The 15,737-nt window shown below is 50.7% G+C and carries 15 protein-coding genes, 1 tRNA gene and 1 pseudogene; 6 read left to right on the forward strand and 11 right to left on the reverse strand.

Going from position 1 to position 15,737, the window contains the following annotated elements; translation table 11 throughout:
* Nucleotides 1-35 precede the first annotated feature (35 nt).
* Together ccmB and ccmA are read right to left on the reverse strand one after the other, a co-directional pair.
* On the reverse strand, nucleotides 36-695 hold the full coding sequence (gene ccmB / locus EA20_RS0101960) for a heme exporter protein CcmB (RefSeq protein WP_024965236.1): 660 nt from the start codon (nucleotides 693-695) through the stop codon (nucleotides 36-38).
* Nucleotides 695-1,312 (reverse strand): cytochrome c biogenesis heme-transporting ATPase CcmA, encoded by a 618-nt coding sequence (gene ccmA / locus EA20_RS0101965; RefSeq protein ID WP_024965237.1) that lies wholly within the window; start codon nucleotides 1,310-1,312, stop codon nucleotides 695-697. Before ccmA ends, ccmB begins: the two co-directional genes overlap by 1 nt.
* Before the next feature lie 251 nt (nucleotides 1,313-1,563).
* Between ccmA and EA20_RS0101975 the strand changes: the two genes are divergently transcribed.
* The 6 genes from EA20_RS0101975 to EA20_RS0102005 all read left to right on the forward strand — a co-directional run bounded on the left by EA20_RS0101975 (nucleotide 1,564) and on the right by EA20_RS0102005 (nucleotide 8,523).
* Nucleotides 1,564-2,496, forward strand: a complete 933-nt coding sequence (locus EA20_RS0101975) for a formate/nitrite transporter family protein (protein WP_024965238.1) — start codon at nucleotides 1,564-1,566, stop codon at nucleotides 2,494-2,496.
* Between the two features lie 892 nt (nucleotides 2,497-3,388).
* Entirely contained in the window at nucleotides 3,389-3,988 is a 600-nt protein-coding gene (locus EA20_RS0101985) for a fimbrial protein (protein ID WP_024965239.1), read from the forward strand.
* A 53-nt stretch (nucleotides 3,989-4,041) separates the two neighbouring features.
* On the forward strand, nucleotides 4,042-4,746 hold the full coding sequence (locus EA20_RS0101990; RefSeq protein WP_024965240.1) for a molecular chaperone: 705 nt from the start codon (nucleotides 4,042-4,044) through the stop codon (nucleotides 4,744-4,746).
* Nucleotides 4,747-4,778: 32 nt separating this feature from the next.
* Nucleotides 4,779-7,172: a fimbria/pilus outer membrane usher protein gene (locus tag EA20_RS0101995; RefSeq protein WP_024965241.1), complete on the forward strand. Its 2,394-nt coding sequence runs from the start codon at nucleotides 4,779-4,781 to the stop codon at nucleotides 7,170-7,172.
* A complete protein-coding gene (locus EA20_RS0102000; RefSeq protein ID WP_024965242.1) occupies nucleotides 7,157-8,233 on the forward strand; it encodes a fimbrial protein in 1,077 nt (358 codons plus the stop codon). The genes EA20_RS0101995 and EA20_RS0102000 overlap by 16 nt, the downstream gene beginning before the upstream one ends.
* A gap of 215 nt (nucleotides 8,234-8,448) precedes the next feature.
* Nucleotides 8,449-8,523, forward strand: a tRNA-Arg gene (locus EA20_RS0102005).
* Between the two features lie 24 nt (nucleotides 8,524-8,547).
* On the opposite strand, the pseudogene EA20_RS21040 reads toward EA20_RS0102005, so the two are convergent.
* From EA20_RS21040 to EA20_RS0102055, 9 genes and pseudogenes are all read right to left on the reverse strand, one after another.
* Nucleotides 8,548-9,043: pseudogene (locus EA20_RS21040) on the reverse strand (hypothetical protein); the annotation flags it as partial.
* 83 nt (nucleotides 9,044-9,126) lie between these two features.
* Nucleotides 9,127-9,525: a hypothetical protein gene (locus EA20_RS20930; RefSeq protein ID WP_071995369.1), complete on the reverse strand. Its 399-nt coding sequence runs from the start codon at nucleotides 9,523-9,525 to the stop codon at nucleotides 9,127-9,129.
* A 160-nt stretch (nucleotides 9,526-9,685) separates the two neighbouring features.
* On the reverse strand, nucleotides 9,686-10,117 hold the full coding sequence (locus EA20_RS19490; protein WP_051516327.1) for a hypothetical protein: 432 nt from the start codon (nucleotides 10,115-10,117) through the stop codon (nucleotides 9,686-9,688).
* A 14-nt stretch (nucleotides 10,118-10,131) separates the two neighbouring features.
* Nucleotides 10,132-10,587: a type VI secretion system baseplate subunit TssE gene (gene tssE / locus EA20_RS0102030; RefSeq protein ID WP_024965244.1), complete on the reverse strand. Its 456-nt coding sequence runs from the start codon at nucleotides 10,585-10,587 to the stop codon at nucleotides 10,132-10,134.
* Nucleotides 10,587-11,132: a type VI secretion system lipoprotein TssJ gene (gene tssJ / locus EA20_RS0102035; RefSeq protein WP_024965245.1), complete on the reverse strand. Its 546-nt coding sequence runs from the start codon at nucleotides 11,130-11,132 to the stop codon at nucleotides 10,587-10,589. The genes tssE and tssJ overlap by 1 nt, the downstream gene beginning before the upstream one ends.
* Nucleotides 11,110-12,195 (reverse strand): type VI secretion system baseplate subunit TssG, encoded by a 1,086-nt coding sequence (gene tssG, locus EA20_RS0102040; RefSeq protein ID WP_024965246.1) that lies wholly within the window; start codon nucleotides 12,193-12,195, stop codon nucleotides 11,110-11,112. The genes tssJ and tssG overlap by 23 nt, the downstream gene beginning before the upstream one ends.
* On the reverse strand, nucleotides 12,159-13,913 hold the full coding sequence (tssF, locus tag EA20_RS0102045; RefSeq protein WP_024965247.1) for a type VI secretion system baseplate subunit TssF: 1,755 nt from the start codon (nucleotides 13,911-13,913) through the stop codon (nucleotides 12,159-12,161). Before tssF ends, tssG begins: the two co-directional genes overlap by 37 nt.
* A gap of 89 nt (nucleotides 13,914-14,002) precedes the next feature.
* Entirely contained in the window at nucleotides 14,003-14,431 is a 429-nt protein-coding gene (locus tag EA20_RS0102050) for a hypothetical protein (protein WP_024965248.1), read from the reverse strand.
* Between the two features lie 2 nt (nucleotides 14,432-14,433).
* On the reverse strand, nucleotides 14,434-15,705 hold the full coding sequence (locus EA20_RS0102055; RefSeq protein WP_024965249.1) for a PAAR domain-containing protein: 1,272 nt from the start codon (nucleotides 15,703-15,705) through the stop codon (nucleotides 14,434-14,436).
* Nucleotides 15,706-15,737: the final 32 nt, after the last annotated feature.

The raw sequence follows: 15,737 nt of genomic DNA on the forward strand, positions 1-15,737 counted from the left end.
AAAGAAAACATCCGTTGTCTGTTACAGACTTTTTATTAGTGCACGCTAACTCGCAATGCCGCCGCAGTAGCGAAAGGTGCCAGCGTCGCGCTGCCTGCCAGCATCGCGCCCAGGATGGCCAGATAGCCATCAATTGGCAGGCCCTGGCCCGCCGCCTCAATCGCCGCACTGGCAAATATCAGCACAGGTACCGCCAGCGGCAGCACCAGCAAACTCAGCAACACGCCGCCGCGCCGCAGTCCCACGGTTAGCCCCACGCCAATAGCGCCGAGAAAGCTGAGCGTCGGCGTGCCAAGCAACAGCGTCAGCGCGACGGCACGCCAGCTGTTGAAATCCAGAGAGAGCAGCAGCGCCGCCAGCGGAGAAAGTAACAGCAGCGGCAGACCGGTAATCACCCAGTGAGCGCCTACTTTCCCCAAAACCGTGAGCGGTAAAGGGGTGGGCAATAGCAGCAGTTGTTCAAGCGAACCATCAAGGAAATCGTCACGGAACAATCGCTCCAGCGCCAGCAGCGACGAAAGCAGCGCGGCGACCCAGACGACGCCGGGGGCGATCCGGGCCAGCAGGGCTGGCTCCGGCCCGACGCCCAGGGGAAAAAGCGTTATGACGATCAGAAAAAACCACAGCGGATTGATGATCTCTGAGCCACTTCTGAAGGCGATGCGCAGTTCCCGCTTCAGCACCCGCCAGAACATCAGACAACCTCCGGAGCGGTAAGACGCAGCTTGCGGATCTGGCTCTGTGAAGCTGGCAGCGGCTGATGAGTTGTCAGAATGACGGAACCACCGCGCAGTGCATGTCGCGAAAATAATGCCATCAGTTTGTCCACGCCGGAGATGTCGATAGCGGTAAGAGGTTCATCCAGGATCCATAACGGGGCGTCACTTAACCAGAGCCGGGCCAGCGCCACGCGTCGCTGCTGGCCCGCCGAAAGCTGCGCGACCGCCCCCTCTTCATAGCCCGCCAGATCCACTTCATCCAGCGCCTCAAAAAGCGCCTCAGTGGAGTGCGAAGGATGATAAAACTGCAGATTTTCCAGCGCACTCAGCACCGCTTTCACACCAGGTTGGTGTCCAAGATAAAGCATGTCGGACTGATAACGCTCACGCTGCTGACTCACAGGCTGAGCTTGCCAGCTGACTTCGCCCTGCTCAGCCCGGCTCAGCCCGCAAAGAATGCGCAGCAGCGAGGTTTTCCCCGCGCCGTTAGCCCCTTCAATCTGCACAATATCGCCAGCCGCAACGGTAAAACTGAGATCGCTGAAGAGCGTACGCTCGTCGCGTACGCAGCTCAGGTTGTTAACTACCAGCATCTGCTTAAGGTCGCGCTTGTTAATAGTGGGTGAAATAGTACCACAGGAAATTATCTCTTCGCAGCCCGGTGACGCCGGGTAACGCTTTTGCCGGCCAGCATTATGCCCGTTACGATCAAGGTTTCGGTGAAAAATTCCGTCTCGTTAAAACTTTGTTACTTTTCACCTGAACATGGCGGGTATTTCTTAAAAGCGGAAATCCGCTACGCTTTAAGCGTGATGGTCACAAACTTGGGAAAAGGACTGAAATAATGAACGAAACTGACAATAAAGAAGAAAAGGAAGAAGTGGACAGTGAAGAGAGTGAACAGGACGAGGAAATTGAGGTAGATGAGGAGGTTCTCCCTTCACGCGCGGCGGCTATTCACGAACATATCCGTCAGGATGGCGAGAAAGAGCTAGAACGTGATGGCCTGGCATTGCTTTTTTCCGCGATAGCCGCCGGCCTCTCAATGGGTGCGTCGCTGATGGCAAAAGGCATCTTTTTGGCAAATCTCGAAGGCGTTCCGGGCGCATTTTTGCTGGAGAATCTGGGTTACACCTTCGGCTTTATTATTGTCATCATGGCCAGACAGCAGCTGTTTACTGAAAATACCGTCACCGCCGTGCTGCCGATCATGCATAAGCCTACCGGAAGCAACTTTTTGCTGCTGTTTCGTCTGTGGGGACTTGTGCTGCTGGGGAACCTTATCGGCACGGGCATGGCCTCGCTTGCCTTCACCCATATGCCTGTCTTTGATGCTGCCACGCAGGAAGCTTTTGTGACAATCAGCGAAAAAGTGATGGAGAAGACGCCGCTGGAGATGTTTACTAACGCCATCGTATCGGGATGGATTATCGCCACGATGGTCTGGATGTTTCCTTCCGCAGGTGCCGCAAAAATCTGGGTAATTGTGCTGATGACCTGGCTGGTGGCGTTGGGGGATTTGACACATATCGTTGTAGGCTCCGTTGAGATCCTCTATCTGGTCTTCAGAGGCCTCATCAGCTGGCAGGAATTTTTCTGGCCATTCGCCCTCCCCACGCTTGCGGGCAACATTATCGGTGGAACATTTATTTTCGCATTAATCAGTCATGCACAGATCCGCAACGATATGAGCACCAAAGCCAAAGCTGAAGCGAAAGCAAAAGCGAAGGAGAAAGAAAAAGAGCGGCTGAAAAGAGAGGAGTCGGCCGAAAGCTAGCGTTTAGCGGGTAAAGTCTGAAATGGCTGTCCGTTCCGTTCTGTGGACAGCCATTGCGATATCGCCTTTTGCCGGAAGAAAGCTCAGCTGAACAGGGCGTAAGTATGCGCGTAAAACGACCCCGCAAATCCCACCCAGGCTAACCAGGCCAGTAAAATAAGGCCGATAAAGAGTTTCGGTGACATAGTCCTGCTCCTGTCTGACAAAACAAATTGATTCAGGTGGCGTTACAGTAGTGTCAGGCGAAACCGCAGATCTTGATCCAGCGCAATTAACGCTGCGGTAACCCGTCAGGGGCGTTCACAGGCGCACATTATGCGCCTACAGGCGTTAATCGACTTCTGCGTGATATCGCATACATAACTACTTCATGCGTTGTTGTGCAGGAGTTTACTTTGTCAAAAAGTGCACTTTTGTTTGCTTTTATCACGTCACCAAAGTAAAGATAAGCGCCCGACTGTAAACTTATTCTATTCTGGCAGTTGTCTTTACCTTAGTTATGAATTAACTGTTAATAGAATGAAGATAATCATTGTTAACGCTCGCTATTTTTTAACCCCACAAGTCATTTGAATATATCTATATTCACTCTGGCATATATTCATCATGCGCACCTTTTGTTAAATTAATCCTCAACGGGAAGCCTGAATTTTATTATCACCCTGGAAGTCACGCTTTATTATTTATATTCCGCCATTCATGACACTCGGCAAGCCTGATTTCTTATCAGGTCATGAAAAAAAGAATACCTCAACCTTATCAAGGCTTTCCGTTATTGCCTCACACAACAGATACGGACAGGAAAATTAATTCCTGTCGTCATAATAAGCAACACTAAATGTCAGAAAACAGTTCTCATTTAATGTGTTAGCAATAAAGGATTATAAGAGACATGAAAAAAACAGCTTTAAATCGTATTACCTCAGGTATTTTTCTGTTAACGGCCTGCAATGCAGCGTTCGCTGCCACCACCACCGCAGATGTTGGCGGCGGAACAATCACTTTTTACGGTGCGGTAACAGATGCGACCTGTAACGTCACTACCAATAGCGGCAGTGATTTTGCGGTTGATTTGAACCCGGTAACCCGTAGCGACATGGGCGACAGCGTAGGCGTAATCAGTACCAACGCCAAACAGTTTACGCTGAATGTTGATGGCTGTGCCGGTTTCAACAGCAGCAGCAGTGCGGCACAAACGCTGAAAGTGACATTCTCAGGCGGCAACGTTTCTGAAGATAACACTTATCTGAAAAACAGCACAGGCACCGCCAGCGGTGTCGGCATCGGTCTCACCAGCGATGGCAGCCAGTTGATTGCGCTGAACCAGGCGCTTGATACCGGTCTGAAAACGTCATCCTCTGACGGTACTGTCTATGACACGTCACCCGCCGGTGCCCTTAACTACTACGCCAATTATTACAACTACGGCGGCGCGGCAGTTACGCCAGGCTCGGTAGTGACTACCGCCACTTATACCTTTACCTACGAGTAAGCATTTATTCGGGAGCATTAACAGACAAGGATGTCATTAAATGAGGACTGAAAATGAAATTCGTCTCTACCGCAACATTGCTGTGTATTCTTTCATTCGGCACAAATGCCAGCGTCGTGATGAATAATACGCGCGTCGTTTATGACAGTGACAAAAAAACCGTTAATGTCCAGCTCGTCAATAAATCCGCTGAAGCGCACCTGATTCAGTCGTGGATAGATAACGGCAACCCCAATGAAAAACCAGAAAATCTCAGATTGCCTCTGGCTGTCGTACCCTCGGTAGCACGCATTGGCGCCAACGATGGTCAGATCCTTAACGTGATGAAAAATAATCTGGCTGCCACGCTGCCGGGAGATCGCGAATCGCTGTTCTGGCTGAACTTTATTGATATTCCGCCTAACCCCAAAGACAAAAGTGGCAGTTACATTCAGTTCGCCGTGCGCAACCGCGTCAAGGTCTTTTATCGCCCTGCAAATCTGAAAGCCGATCTCAATAACCTGCAAACCTACCTTACGTTGGCCAGTGAACATGATGGCTTATGCATAAAAAACAGCTCGCCTTACTACGTTACGGTTGCCGGATTAAGCAAAATAAAAAATGGCAGTAAAAAAGACAATCTGCTGGATGAAACGCTAATGATTTCTCCCTTTAGCTGCGCCGCAGTAAATAGTCGTCATCTGCAATCCTCCGATCGGGTTTATCTGACTTATATCGATGACTTTGGCACACTCAGAACGGTTGACATTCGTAGCTAATGAAAACGTCATTTTCGCTTTTCAGAATAATAGTGATTTTTTTCGGCACGGTTAGCTGTCTGCGCAGTTATGCCGGTGAAGAATTCAATCAGGGCTTTATGATGGGCAGCGTGTCAAAAGAGAACTGGTCTGAGGAAAAAAACACTATTTCTCCCGGCACTTACAGCGTTGACATCTATGTCAATAAAGAGTGGAAAGGTAAATATCAGTTAAAGGTAGAAGGTAAAGATCGCTTTCTTATTCAACGAGAGGATTTCCCCTCGCTGGATTTGAAAAGCGACTCAGATAACGTTCCGAACGCTCCCGGACAGTGGATTTATTTGCACGATATCATTCAGGGTAATGAGATCCGTTTCCGTCAGGATATTTTTCAGCTCGATATTACTGTGCCTCAGGCTCAGATTATTGCGCACGATCGTAACTGGATGCCACCGGCGCTGTGGGATAAGGGAATCGCAGGTTTATTCACCAACTATAACGTTATCTATTCCGACGGGAACTATAAAAATAATCAAAATACGTCAAATCTCTACCTGACATTGAACAGCGGATTTAATCTTGCTGACTGGCATGTCCGTGATAACTCTTACTATTATCGCAATACGTTCCATTCAGGATGGATTAACCGCTCCCGTTACTTAGAGAAATCTTTCCCCGCGATGAATGCGACTTTCAGAGCGGGTGATGATAATACCAGTTCGGTCTGGTTTGATAGCGTCCGATACCGGGGCGTCAGCCTGAGTAAAGATCTGGCGATGCTGCCTGACAGCTACCGGACCTATATGCCCGTTGTCAGCGGCATCGCAGAAACGAATGCGATAATAAAAGTGCTTCAGGACGATAAGATCGTTTTTCAGCAAAGCGTGCCGGCCGGCCCGTTTGAATTTTCCGATCTGATGCCGACGGGCTCAAGGTCAGATCTCTATCTCGTCATTGAAAATACCGATGGCCGTAAAAGCACCACAGTAATACCCTATTCTTCTTCGGGAAATCTGCTCAGAAGCGGTTCCTCTGACTGGATGCTTTACGCGGGGCAATTCAAGAGTGATTCTCTGCTCAGAAATAATGATTTTTTCCAGGCGGAGTACTCCAGAGGGATAAATAATTACCTGACGCTGGTAGCTGGCACTATCCTGGGTGAGGATTATCAGTCTGGCCTGATGGGCGCAGGACTATTAATTCCCCGCCTCGGAACGCTGTCAGCCAGCCATCAGTATACCCGCGCCGGCCTGACAGATGACAATCTTCAGGGAGGCAAAACACGGCTCTCGCTGAACAGGCATTTTGCCACCCGGACCTCCGTCACGCTTGCAGCATCACACAGTGAAAGAAATTATCTCACGCTGAGCCAGTCTGATACTGCCGCTGACTATATCAGCGACCAGATAGGTTATCGCGCCCAGGAGAAGAATACGCTGAGCCTGGCGATTGACCAACGACTGCCGGCGGGTTATGGCAATCTGAACGCCGGCCTTTTCGCCACGGAATACTGGAATACATCGAAGGTTTCCCGCCAGATCAGCCTGGGGTGGAGCAATACTTACCATCATATTTCCTGGTCAGTTAACGGCGGGAAAAGGATTTACACCAACGTTGATAACGTCCAGCGCCTCTATCGGACGGCGGTTTACCGCGACGAAAAATATGCCAGCCTCAACCTGAGTATTCCCCTCAGCCTGTTTGGTCGTAACGGCACGATAAGCGCCGCTTCCAGCATGCAGGGAAATCAATACACCGCCTCAACAGGCTGGAATGAAAAGGTGTCCGACGCCTTCAGATACTCCCTTTCAGCTAACAGAAGAAGTCAGGAAGGTGCATCATCCAGCACCTGGTTTTCCTACATGTCGCCATGGTCCGCCCTTAATGGCAACCTGACGCAGGGTGAAAATTATACCCAGTACGATCTTGGCGCCTCAGGCTCGCTGCTGTTATCCCGCCACGGTTTGCTCTCATCACCGTTAATGGGCAACCATTTTGTCATCATCGATGCGCCGGGCGTCGCCGATGCGAAAGTGAACGGCAATGCGAATATAACAACCAACAGCAGAGGGAAAGCCTTAATCCCCTACGCCACGCCCTGGCGCAAAAATACGTTTTATCTCACTTCAGAATCTGCCGGCGATATTGAGGGAAATATTAAAAAAGTCGCCCCGTGGAAAGGCAGTATTTCTTACGTGAAATATGTCACTGATACCCGGCAAACCTTTTCCTTGCAGGCCCGTTATGTGGATGGAACGCCGCTGGCATTTGGCGCCTCATTGTTTGACCGAAAAGGCGTCGAGTTAGGCTATGTAGCACAGGGTGGGCTGATTTATGTCAGAGCTGATTTTTTGCCCGACTATATCCTGGTCCGGACAGATAAAGCGACATCCTGCGTCATCCAAAATGCTACGCTCACCGGAGAAAATTTATGCAAACGTTTATAAAAAGATTTCTCTCTACTCTCGCCTTATTAGCAGGATTAAATGTTGCTCTTTTAACTCAGGCTTTTGCCTACTGTGATGCCTCCAATATCGCGACAGGCAAAAGTGCTGTTGCAACCTCGGCTATCAGCAATATTGAACTTGCCAGCCTGCTTTCACTCACTAACAGCTATTCGGTTACCAGTAGTTCGAACTTCTCAGGATTCAAACTCACCTGTGTCACCGGCGGGGAAACGCTGAATTATCGTAACGGTATTGAAGGAGGCTACACAGTAAAATTTGCCACTGGCGATCAGGATACCTTTATCAAATTCACCGCATCGCTACCTGTTGCAAGTAAAAATTTTGGTGCCTTTATCACTCAGGATTATGCATCACCGGAATTCGATAGCGAAATTACCTTTACCGCTGAGGTAGTCGATGGCCCCCATTACGATGTTGCCACCACAACAGGGAATATTGAAATCCCGGTTTTATATTTTATTTCAAATAACGGCAGTAGCGCCTACCCGACTGCCGCTGCGCTACGCGGGCTGGCCCCCTCAAAATCAGTTGCAGCGTCAAGCTCCTATAGCGATCTAAAAGGCTTTGCCTCATTTAACATCAGCTTTTCACCGGTTAATACGACGTGCGTTATTCAGAATCAGCAGTTCTCATTGCCCTCAACCACGCTCTACACGCTTAAATCCGGTGATTTTTCCGACACGCGCTTTGCTGTCCCCGTTTCCTGTAGCGGCAGTATCAACAGTAAAGCGACAAAGACCTTCAATCTGCGGGCCTACAGCAATGATATCGTTGATAACGCCAACTATATCATCAGGAACGCCGCGTCGACTTCTTCGGGAATTGGCGTCCAGTTATTTAACGTAGCTGCCGATCCACTGAGATTCAGTGCGGGATATGACGCCTCCTCCACGTCGCTTGGTTCCTTAACTCAGGGCAAGGATCTGGTTGGCTCGCTCACCGCGTTAGATATCGGCGCAAGATATAAAATTTACGATCCTGCCCGCGTTTCACCGGGAACGGTGGTAGGCACGATAATCATTTATATGGAGTATCAATAGCTGTTTGATAAGAGAGTCACCCGCCAAAAGATCAGGCCGACGCGGCAGGCGGCCTTTGTGTTGTCGCCACCTGGCTTCTATTCCCAAAGTAGCTGTCCTGATAAGCGCCGGACAGGGTGAAGGAAGAGCAGAAAAGTTGAATTGCTGGCGGAATGAGCAAACGCACGGCAACGTAGTGAATCCCTGCCTCTGACTGTGCTATAGTGCGTGCCGCTGTCCCCTTAGTTAAATGGATATAACGAGCCCCTCCTAAGGGCTAGTTGTAGGTTCGATTCCTGCAGGGGACACCATTTACCTCTCAGCCAAGCGTTGTATTCCGTCTCGGTCTGCTGCTGGTCCAGTTGATCCTGACGCTCCTTTTCTTCACGCATCTGACGCCTGAATTCAGCCTGATACTCTTTTTCTTCCTGCGCCTTTTCCAGCAGGGCTCGCTTATCCAGAAACTGCTGTTTTAAGACCTCTCAGTCGGCGCTATCTTCATGTCCCGAAAGGTGATTTTCTCGCTGAGGGCAGCATAAATCTCTCTTTCCTTTCTGAACTGGTCGTACTTACTTTGCCACTGATTCACCACGGTGCCCGATTGAACTTATACTTTCAGTCCACTGTGCGCTGCAGTGCCCGGGAGGCTTTATTTCTGGCACTGTGAAATTCATTCCACGGCACAGACCGATGATATCAGCCGGATTCGATCCGAACTCATTAAATCGCTCACTATGGTTGATTAAAGCGCTGCCGCGACATAAACACCCAGACAATTACACCAATAATAACCAGGATAATACCTGCAGCATTGTCATCTTTTTTCTTTATGCCATGTTTTATTTCTTTCCTTTCTTATTCCGGTCCTGATTATTTAGCCTGAATAACGGGCAAGGGACCTTTGCTACAGCCGATTAATATTGGTTCCCTGAGCAAATCGGTAAATGGGTGTATCCGGGCTTGCTGGCCATATAGAGGGGAGCACATGTGGGCTGTCGGGGTTGTGTGCTGACCGGTTCGTCGTTTTCTGTAATGCGTTGCGGTTCCTGCTTTTTCGCAGTTGTCACTTTTTTCGTCTGCATTTTGCGGGTGGAGGTGGAAGATTTTGCCGGGCTGCGGACTTCTGAGGAGCCATACCCGGAACAGAATCGCTTCGACTGGCTCAGGCTCCCGTCATTACAGACAAAACGTCCATCCGATGTGCAGTGTGCAATACCACCCTTTGAACCGGAACAGGGCTGCCTGCCACGCGCAGCATCAGCTTGTGCCGTAAAAAGAATTCCTGAGACCAGAAGGAAAATTAATTTTCTCATTTCCATATCCGTTATTTATTTCGTTACTTTGGGGCTAAGTAATCCGAAAGCTATTAACCGTTTCGTCAGGAAAACTTGCAATGATTCAAAGCAAAAATAATGATAAATTCTTCAGCACTCGCTATGGCAGCAGCGCAAAAATCAGGTTAAAGAAAGTGCTTTAATCAAAACTCTGCCCAAGGCGGGATAAAGCACCGGGCGGAGTAAATGTCCAGTTTTTCACCATACCTGACCGCATAAATAAACGCCCCAGAGGCGTCACGAGTCTTCCATTATGGAAGGTTACCTCAACACATCCGGTCACACCCTGACCATACAGGAATACCGGCACAAATTTTACGACCCGGTCGTCGTAACGCAGGAGGATACCGGCATTCTCAAAAGGCCCGCCTTTCACCAGCAGGTTCGTGACGGATGCTGTGAACGGTTCCACATTCAGTCCGGTATCCACCAACCATGCGTCCATCTGCTCCTGAAGTTGCGTCATTCGCAGGCGAAATTCTGCAATATCATTCTGAGTCTTGCTGACAGATGAAGCTGGAGCATGCTGTCTGGTCTGCAATTTTTCGAGAAACTGTGATTTTACTGACATGGTGTTATTTGGCCTTAGAGACGGGTTGACGTGTCAAGATACTGCTGTTGCTTAAGATGTCGCAAGAGTACCCGTCCTTCCGGCATAAACTCGGTACCGTAGCGAACCAGCCCAATACCTTTCAATTCCGCATCAATGGCATAACGTAGCTCTCCTGGAATAACCTGGTCGAGCAGCACGACCTTAATGCTTTTCAGACGTGGCTCATATTTGAGCAACACCGCCGACAACGTTCCCATCAGTTCATGCGCCGTACCCGGCATCCCCTGCAGAATTTTAGTCATATCCGGCAGACCATAGTCCGGCAGATGTGCCAGCGTGCCGGCACGGCAGTTCAGGACGCGCTGCATGTTGTCCAGTACCGACAGGATAATCTGGTTTTCTTCACTGACCTGGTGGAGATCGAGGCCACCAGTAAAATGACCGGTGAGCATTTCATAGAGCGAAGGAGTGTTGTGTCCCTTAGGCATCATTCGTCCTTGAGCGGCTGCAGCGTCAGGTAGTTATTACTCGCTTCCAGAATGCGTGGCTTATCCGGATCAAGGTCTTCGCGCTGAATAACTTGCTTCCAGGTGTTGTTGACCATATCCGGGTGGCGGAACAGTCCCACCACCGCTACAAACTGTGCATCGGCCTCCATCGGCATATTCAGGTTCGCATCACCGCCCGGCTTCACCACCACATCACGGCTCGCCAGCAGGTCAGCTTTCAGAATGGTCTCCCCGTCTTTCAGCAACTGCTGGTAGACCGTTTTGTCGAAGGTTTTACGGTCTTTCAGCTGCCAGACACGGATAACCACCGGCTCGGACAGCGAGTTACTCTCGCGGGAATCGGTGTTAAGCGCCTCACGGGCGGTGAAATCCAGGTGCAGCACCTTAATCTTTTTATAGAACACGGCGTTAAATGCCGATTTGGTGCCATCGGTGATGCCCTGCGTCACCCCGCAGCCCGCCAGGCTGAATGCCAGCAGTGCAGGTAGCCAGCACGCGGGTTTAATCAAACTTGTACTTAACACGTCGGTTTCCTTGTTGTAGTGTTGCGGGCTGCAGGCCGGTGTAATAGCCCAGCTCCGTGGTAAAAGTCTGCGGGATATCGTCAGTCAATTCTGCCTGATCGGCACCCAGCACGCCGTTCATCCCAAGCCAGAAAGGCCCCTCGCCAAGCGGCGGGACGGCCAGCAGAGGGGTCTGCGTGTTAAGGGTAATTTTTGCCTTAAAGCGCCAGCCCAGATAGACCCGCAGCATGACCAGAAAATCCTGATACAGCAGGCCGTCTGGCTTCCAACCCTGCAATTCCCGCTCGTTGTCCGTGAACAGCGCAATCAGCAGCTGGCTATTGGCATCCATCGCCTCATCGCCAAGCGGCGTATTACCATCCAGCAGAAAGTCGTCATCACCGTAGAAGCCCAGTGGCTGACTGATTTCTACGGGCCGCAGGCAATACGGACTCACCTGTACCCTGGTATCGGGTGCCAGCAGGCTCACCAGTGCCTGCATACCCTCCTGGGTTTTGCCCGGCTGACGCAGTACGCCAAGCAGCGCCAGAAAGCGCGACACCGGCGTGGCGATATGCTCTGCGGTACCCGGAATGCCCAGCCCCACCAGGCCCAACAGCGACTGCGAGATGCTGTCGGTGCCGCCGGGCTCGAAGGTCGCCGGGTATGAGTACTTCCGCCAGATACGGTAAAACTGCGTCAGGATGCGGTGGCTGAAGATATCCAGAAAGCCCTGCAGCGCTTCATGCCCTTCCCGGCGCTGGGTGATGTCGTCGAGATACGTCGTCGGCAAGGGAGAATCAACGCCGTACATCCCCATAAAGGTTGTACGGATGAGCGGTGGCTTGCTGTCATCATCCTCGTCATATTCGACGGCCTTAAGTTCGCTGGCCGGGAAGCCCATCCCCGGATGTGGCGCAAACCGCACCGGGTCATCAGCGGGATGACTGGTTGAGCCCAGCAGCGGTTTGCCCGGATTGTTTTTCTCCAGAAGCTGGCAGAAACGATAAAAATTAATCCGGTGAAGGTCGGCTTCCAGCCGCAGAGTCAGCCGGGAATGCGGCGGTTGTGCTTCTCTTCCCATTCCAGGCGCTCTCCGGTCGGTTGCAGGATAATAATCAGGCGGTTAAACAGATAGATATCGGTGTAAAGCGCGAAGAAGCGGCTCAGCATTTCACCAAACAGGCAGATATCACCGCGTCCGGCAAAGCCGTGGCTGTCGAGCGTCACCTCTATCTGTACGCCACGGACCAGGTAACCCTGTTCAAAGCGCCCTGTTTCGCTGTGCTTCACATCGATAATCGCTTCCAGGCGACGCCGGTTCATCTCGCTGTCGGTCCATTCATACAGCGCCAGGGTACCGCGCAGCACGTCGGCATTATCCATCATCGACAGGAATCCGCTGCCGAGGTGGCTCAGCACGCGCCAGTGAAAACGATCCTGCGCCGGTGGATAACAGGGCAGCGTCGGCGCACACAGGTTACGCACGGCGATGCTGGCCGAGGTAGTTTTCATCACAGTATCGAGTACGGTGCTTTGCAGCGCGCGCCGGGGTAGCTGACCATTGGTGCCGGTAAGCGTCAGCGACAGGCTTTCGTCTTCCGGTACGCTATGATTGTCAAAAGCTTCGCCACCGACAATCAGCCAGGTGTTATGCAACCCGGATGGACCACGGCGAACGCGAGTATGGTAGTAATATTCAGGCGCTTCGTGGCGCATCATTCCGCCTTTATGGCGAAAGCTGGAGAACGGCACATAGGTGTGCTGACTGGATGACGTCACTGAATCGACGGCGTAAATTTCCGTATGACCATCCTGTACGCGCATCGGGCGCAGCATGTATTCCGTCTGCAGCGAGTTCAGCGTCAGTGGGTCGGACTCCAGCGGGAACAGGTTAATTACCGGTACGCAGTTAAGGCGCAGGTGCTTTTCGCTAAAGCTGAAGTCGTGTTCCCAGCGTTCAGCCAGCACCACGTCGATTTCAAACCAGGAGAGATCAGACGGGAATGCTGCGGTCTCCAGCCCACGCAGCCCGGTGAACATGAATTTCTCACGAAAGGTAAAGTACTCCAGCAGCAGCTGATAGCCACTGAAGCTGCTGTTGCCCCTTGGCCAGAGGGTGTCGTCATCGTCAAATCCGGGTGCGGTGAAATGCCCATCCAGCGCCCTTCTGTCCGGCTCCCCCGGCATCCGCAGCCATATCCTGGCCACATTCATGGTAAAGGCTTCATGCATGGCGCAGGCCAGCGGTGCGTCAGCATTGAAGTAGAACGGGATTTGGCTGAGATCGACGCGGCTCCAGTCGGCAAGATGGCTGCAGTTAAACCGCAGGCTAATGACCGAACGCCCGTCAGGGTCGGTCGACAGGCGGGCATGCTCCAGTGACAACGGCTGAAGGGTAATCTCTTTGGTGGTGGTGTACCGGCAACGCGTGCCCTTCTCCCCGATCGGCCTCGAGTTCACCTCAAAACCTTTGACGATGCGCATCGGCTCTTTCATTTCGCGCCAGTCTGGCGTGAACTCAACTACCGACATTGACGGAATAGTGCGCAGATAATGCGGCCACAGCAGGCTTACCAGCCCTTCGGTCAGTTCTGGCAGGTCATCGTCAAGCTTCTCACGCAGCCTGCCCATCAGAAAGGCAAAGCCTTCGAACAGGCGCTCCACGTACGGGTCGCGCGCGCCCGCTTTATCAAGGTTGAGCATCGCCGCCTGCTCCGGATGAGCACGGGCAAATTCTTCTCCGGCTTCCAGCAGGTAGCGCATCTCGGCGTCGTAGTAACGTAGGGTTAAATCGTCCATAATTATTCTGCTTAGTAAATTGCTGCGTGTTAAACACTGAAGCAGACTCCGGGAGTCTGGCACGGGTAATCATAGAGTTAAGAGAACCATCAATGCTGAATACAAAGGGATGGTTCTATGGCATATTTTTTTGCCATGCCAGGCATCCAACCCGAAGGGATCCCCTGGCATTCTGTGTAACCTTTATGCATTAAAGATGTTGTGTATTTTTCTTGAAAGATAAACATTCCCAGGACAGTTAACCCTAAGATGATAAACGTGGTTTTCAGTAATTTTTTACCTGATGCAATGGTTATCTGCTTCCCGGTAAAAATAACAGGAAAAATCATCACCAATAACGGTGAGAAAAAAAAGAAAAATGCGGCAGCAAAAGTCACCCAAAAAGAGAAGTTAACGACATCGGGGTAAGAAAGGTATTCACGCAACTTAAAAATACCGAGATATGAAATCCCGATAGAAATCACCAGGAAGAATACCACCCCGAAAAATGCAATTACACGTTGTTTAAGAGGATACATTATTAATAATCCATTGGAATAATTTCTTGTAGCGTTTCACGCAGGTATTTCCTGGTTTCTGCAATCACAAACTCTCTCCCGGTCCGTAGCATCCCATCCAGATACATAGCTCCAAGATCCCAGAATCCGTCATCTATTTCGCGAGCTTTATCAACAAACTCCTGCTGTGCATTTTCAATAAATTCAACAAGTTTATCAGTGATTTTAAAGTGATCGTCAAGTACGTTCAATGCGATGCTCGCCCCAAGACCAACAAGTACGACAGCCACGATCGGGCCAATAACAAATGGAGTCATTGTCAATAAGGCACCGGCCCCCCAACTGACAGCAGACGCTATACCAATTTTTACGACATCTGTTGCCAGCGAGCCTATAAATTCAGCCAGACTGGTATCATCATTCATTATGAAATCAATAGTACGATACGCGAGAGCGAAATAAAACGTTATAACAGTGCCTTCGACAATGGCACTCTTAACACCAAACTTCCCAACCCCCAGGCTGACGACCTTGGGATTTTTAAGCGCATATACAGGTGCGTTTAATATTTTTCGTATCCCTGCATATCCAGTAAGCTTTATGAGCTCAGTTCCATTTTTATTTACGTACACCGTAGATTTAATGTCATACAGTTTTAGATCGGCAATAAGCATGGTTGTTGTAATGGCATCTTTAATACCCAGGCCATAATTTACTGCAATCTGTCCCGGCTGACTTTGTGTCAGGTCCACCCAACCATTTTTGTAAAACCCCCATGACGACAGTATTTCATATACTTCGCCGAGGGTAAGTAGCATAACTTCCTGGCTATTGGCCTGCAGCATGGCCCTAAACTTACTATCCGGGAAGTTACGTGTATTACGTAATGCCGGGTAATCAGGCACAAAACCAGATGGTTTTTGCTCACCGGTCAGATAACCAGGCAATTCAGGAGAAGTTTGCGTCGGAGCCGCTGTAAAGCCTGCTGCCGATTCTCCAGCGGAAGCTCCACTGCTCTTCTCGTACGTATCATCCATCATCGACGGAATAAACTTCGCCTTACAGGGGCAGGTGCTGTAGCTGTCGAGGGTTCCGGCCATTCGCCGGTCATGAATGGTATCGTTGTCGATGCCACCGGCTATCTTGAATAATCCGGCATGCTTCCCGCAGGTCACACTGTCCTGCTCCCGGGCAACGGGTTTATCAAACAAAGTGTGATCCTCTGCGCCCGTGGTGATTTTCCCGCCGCAGGTCGTCTTGTCGCCCTGTACCAGGTAAAAGCCTTCTGCTGCCATATGTTTCCCTTTAGCTGAATTCTGTCCGGATT

It is taken from the genome of Pantoea sp. IMH, assembly GCF_000599885.1.
Lineage (GTDB): Bacteria > Pseudomonadota > Gammaproteobacteria > Enterobacterales > Enterobacteriaceae > Erwinia.

What these genes read in the sequence shown, in the direction of transcription:
- EA20_RS20930 (WP_071995369.1), bottom strand. Translation starts at nt 9,525, where the DNA reads ATGAGAAAATTAATTTTCCTTCTGGTCTCAGGAATTCTTTTTACGGCA.
- EA20_RS19490 (WP_051516327.1), bottom strand. Translation starts at nt 10,117, where the DNA reads ATGTCAGTAAAATCACAGTTTCTCGAAAAATTGCAGACCAGACAGCAT.
- EA20_RS0101990 (WP_024965240.1), top strand. Translation starts at nt 4,042, where the DNA reads ATGAAATTCGTCTCTACCGCAACATTGCTGTGTATTCTTTCATTCGGC.
- tssG (WP_024965246.1), bottom strand. Translation starts at nt 12,195, where the DNA reads ATGGGAAGAGAAGCACAACCGCCGCATTCCCGGCTGACTCTGCGGCTG.
- EA20_RS0102000 (WP_024965242.1), top strand. Translation starts at nt 7,157, where the DNA reads ATGCAAACGTTTATAAAAAGATTTCTCTCTACTCTCGCCTTATTAGCA.
- EA20_RS0102055 (WP_024965249.1), bottom strand. Translation starts at nt 15,705, where the DNA reads ATGGCAGCAGAAGGCTTTTACCTGGTACAGGGCGACAAGACGACCTGC.
- EA20_RS0101975 (WP_024965238.1), top strand. Translation starts at nt 1,564, where the DNA reads ATGAACGAAACTGACAATAAAGAAGAAAAGGAAGAAGTGGACAGTGAA.
- tssF (WP_024965247.1), bottom strand. Translation starts at nt 13,913, where the DNA reads ATGGACGATTTAACCCTACGTTACTACGACGCCGAGATGCGCTACCTG.
- tssE (WP_024965244.1), bottom strand. Translation starts at nt 10,587, where the DNA reads ATGCCTAAGGGACACAACACTCCTTCGCTCTATGAAATGCTCACCGGT.
- ccmB (WP_024965236.1), bottom strand. Translation starts at nt 695, where the DNA reads ATGTTCTGGCGGGTGCTGAAGCGGGAACTGCGCATCGCCTTCAGAAGT.
- EA20_RS0101985 (WP_024965239.1), top strand. Translation starts at nt 3,389, where the DNA reads ATGAAAAAAACAGCTTTAAATCGTATTACCTCAGGTATTTTTCTGTTA.
- ccmA (WP_024965237.1), bottom strand. Translation starts at nt 1,312, where the DNA reads ATGCTGGTAGTTAACAACCTGAGCTGCGTACGCGACGAGCGTACGCTC.
- EA20_RS0102050 (WP_024965248.1), bottom strand. Translation starts at nt 14,431, where the DNA reads ATGTATCCTCTTAAACAACGTGTAATTGCATTTTTCGGGGTGGTATTC.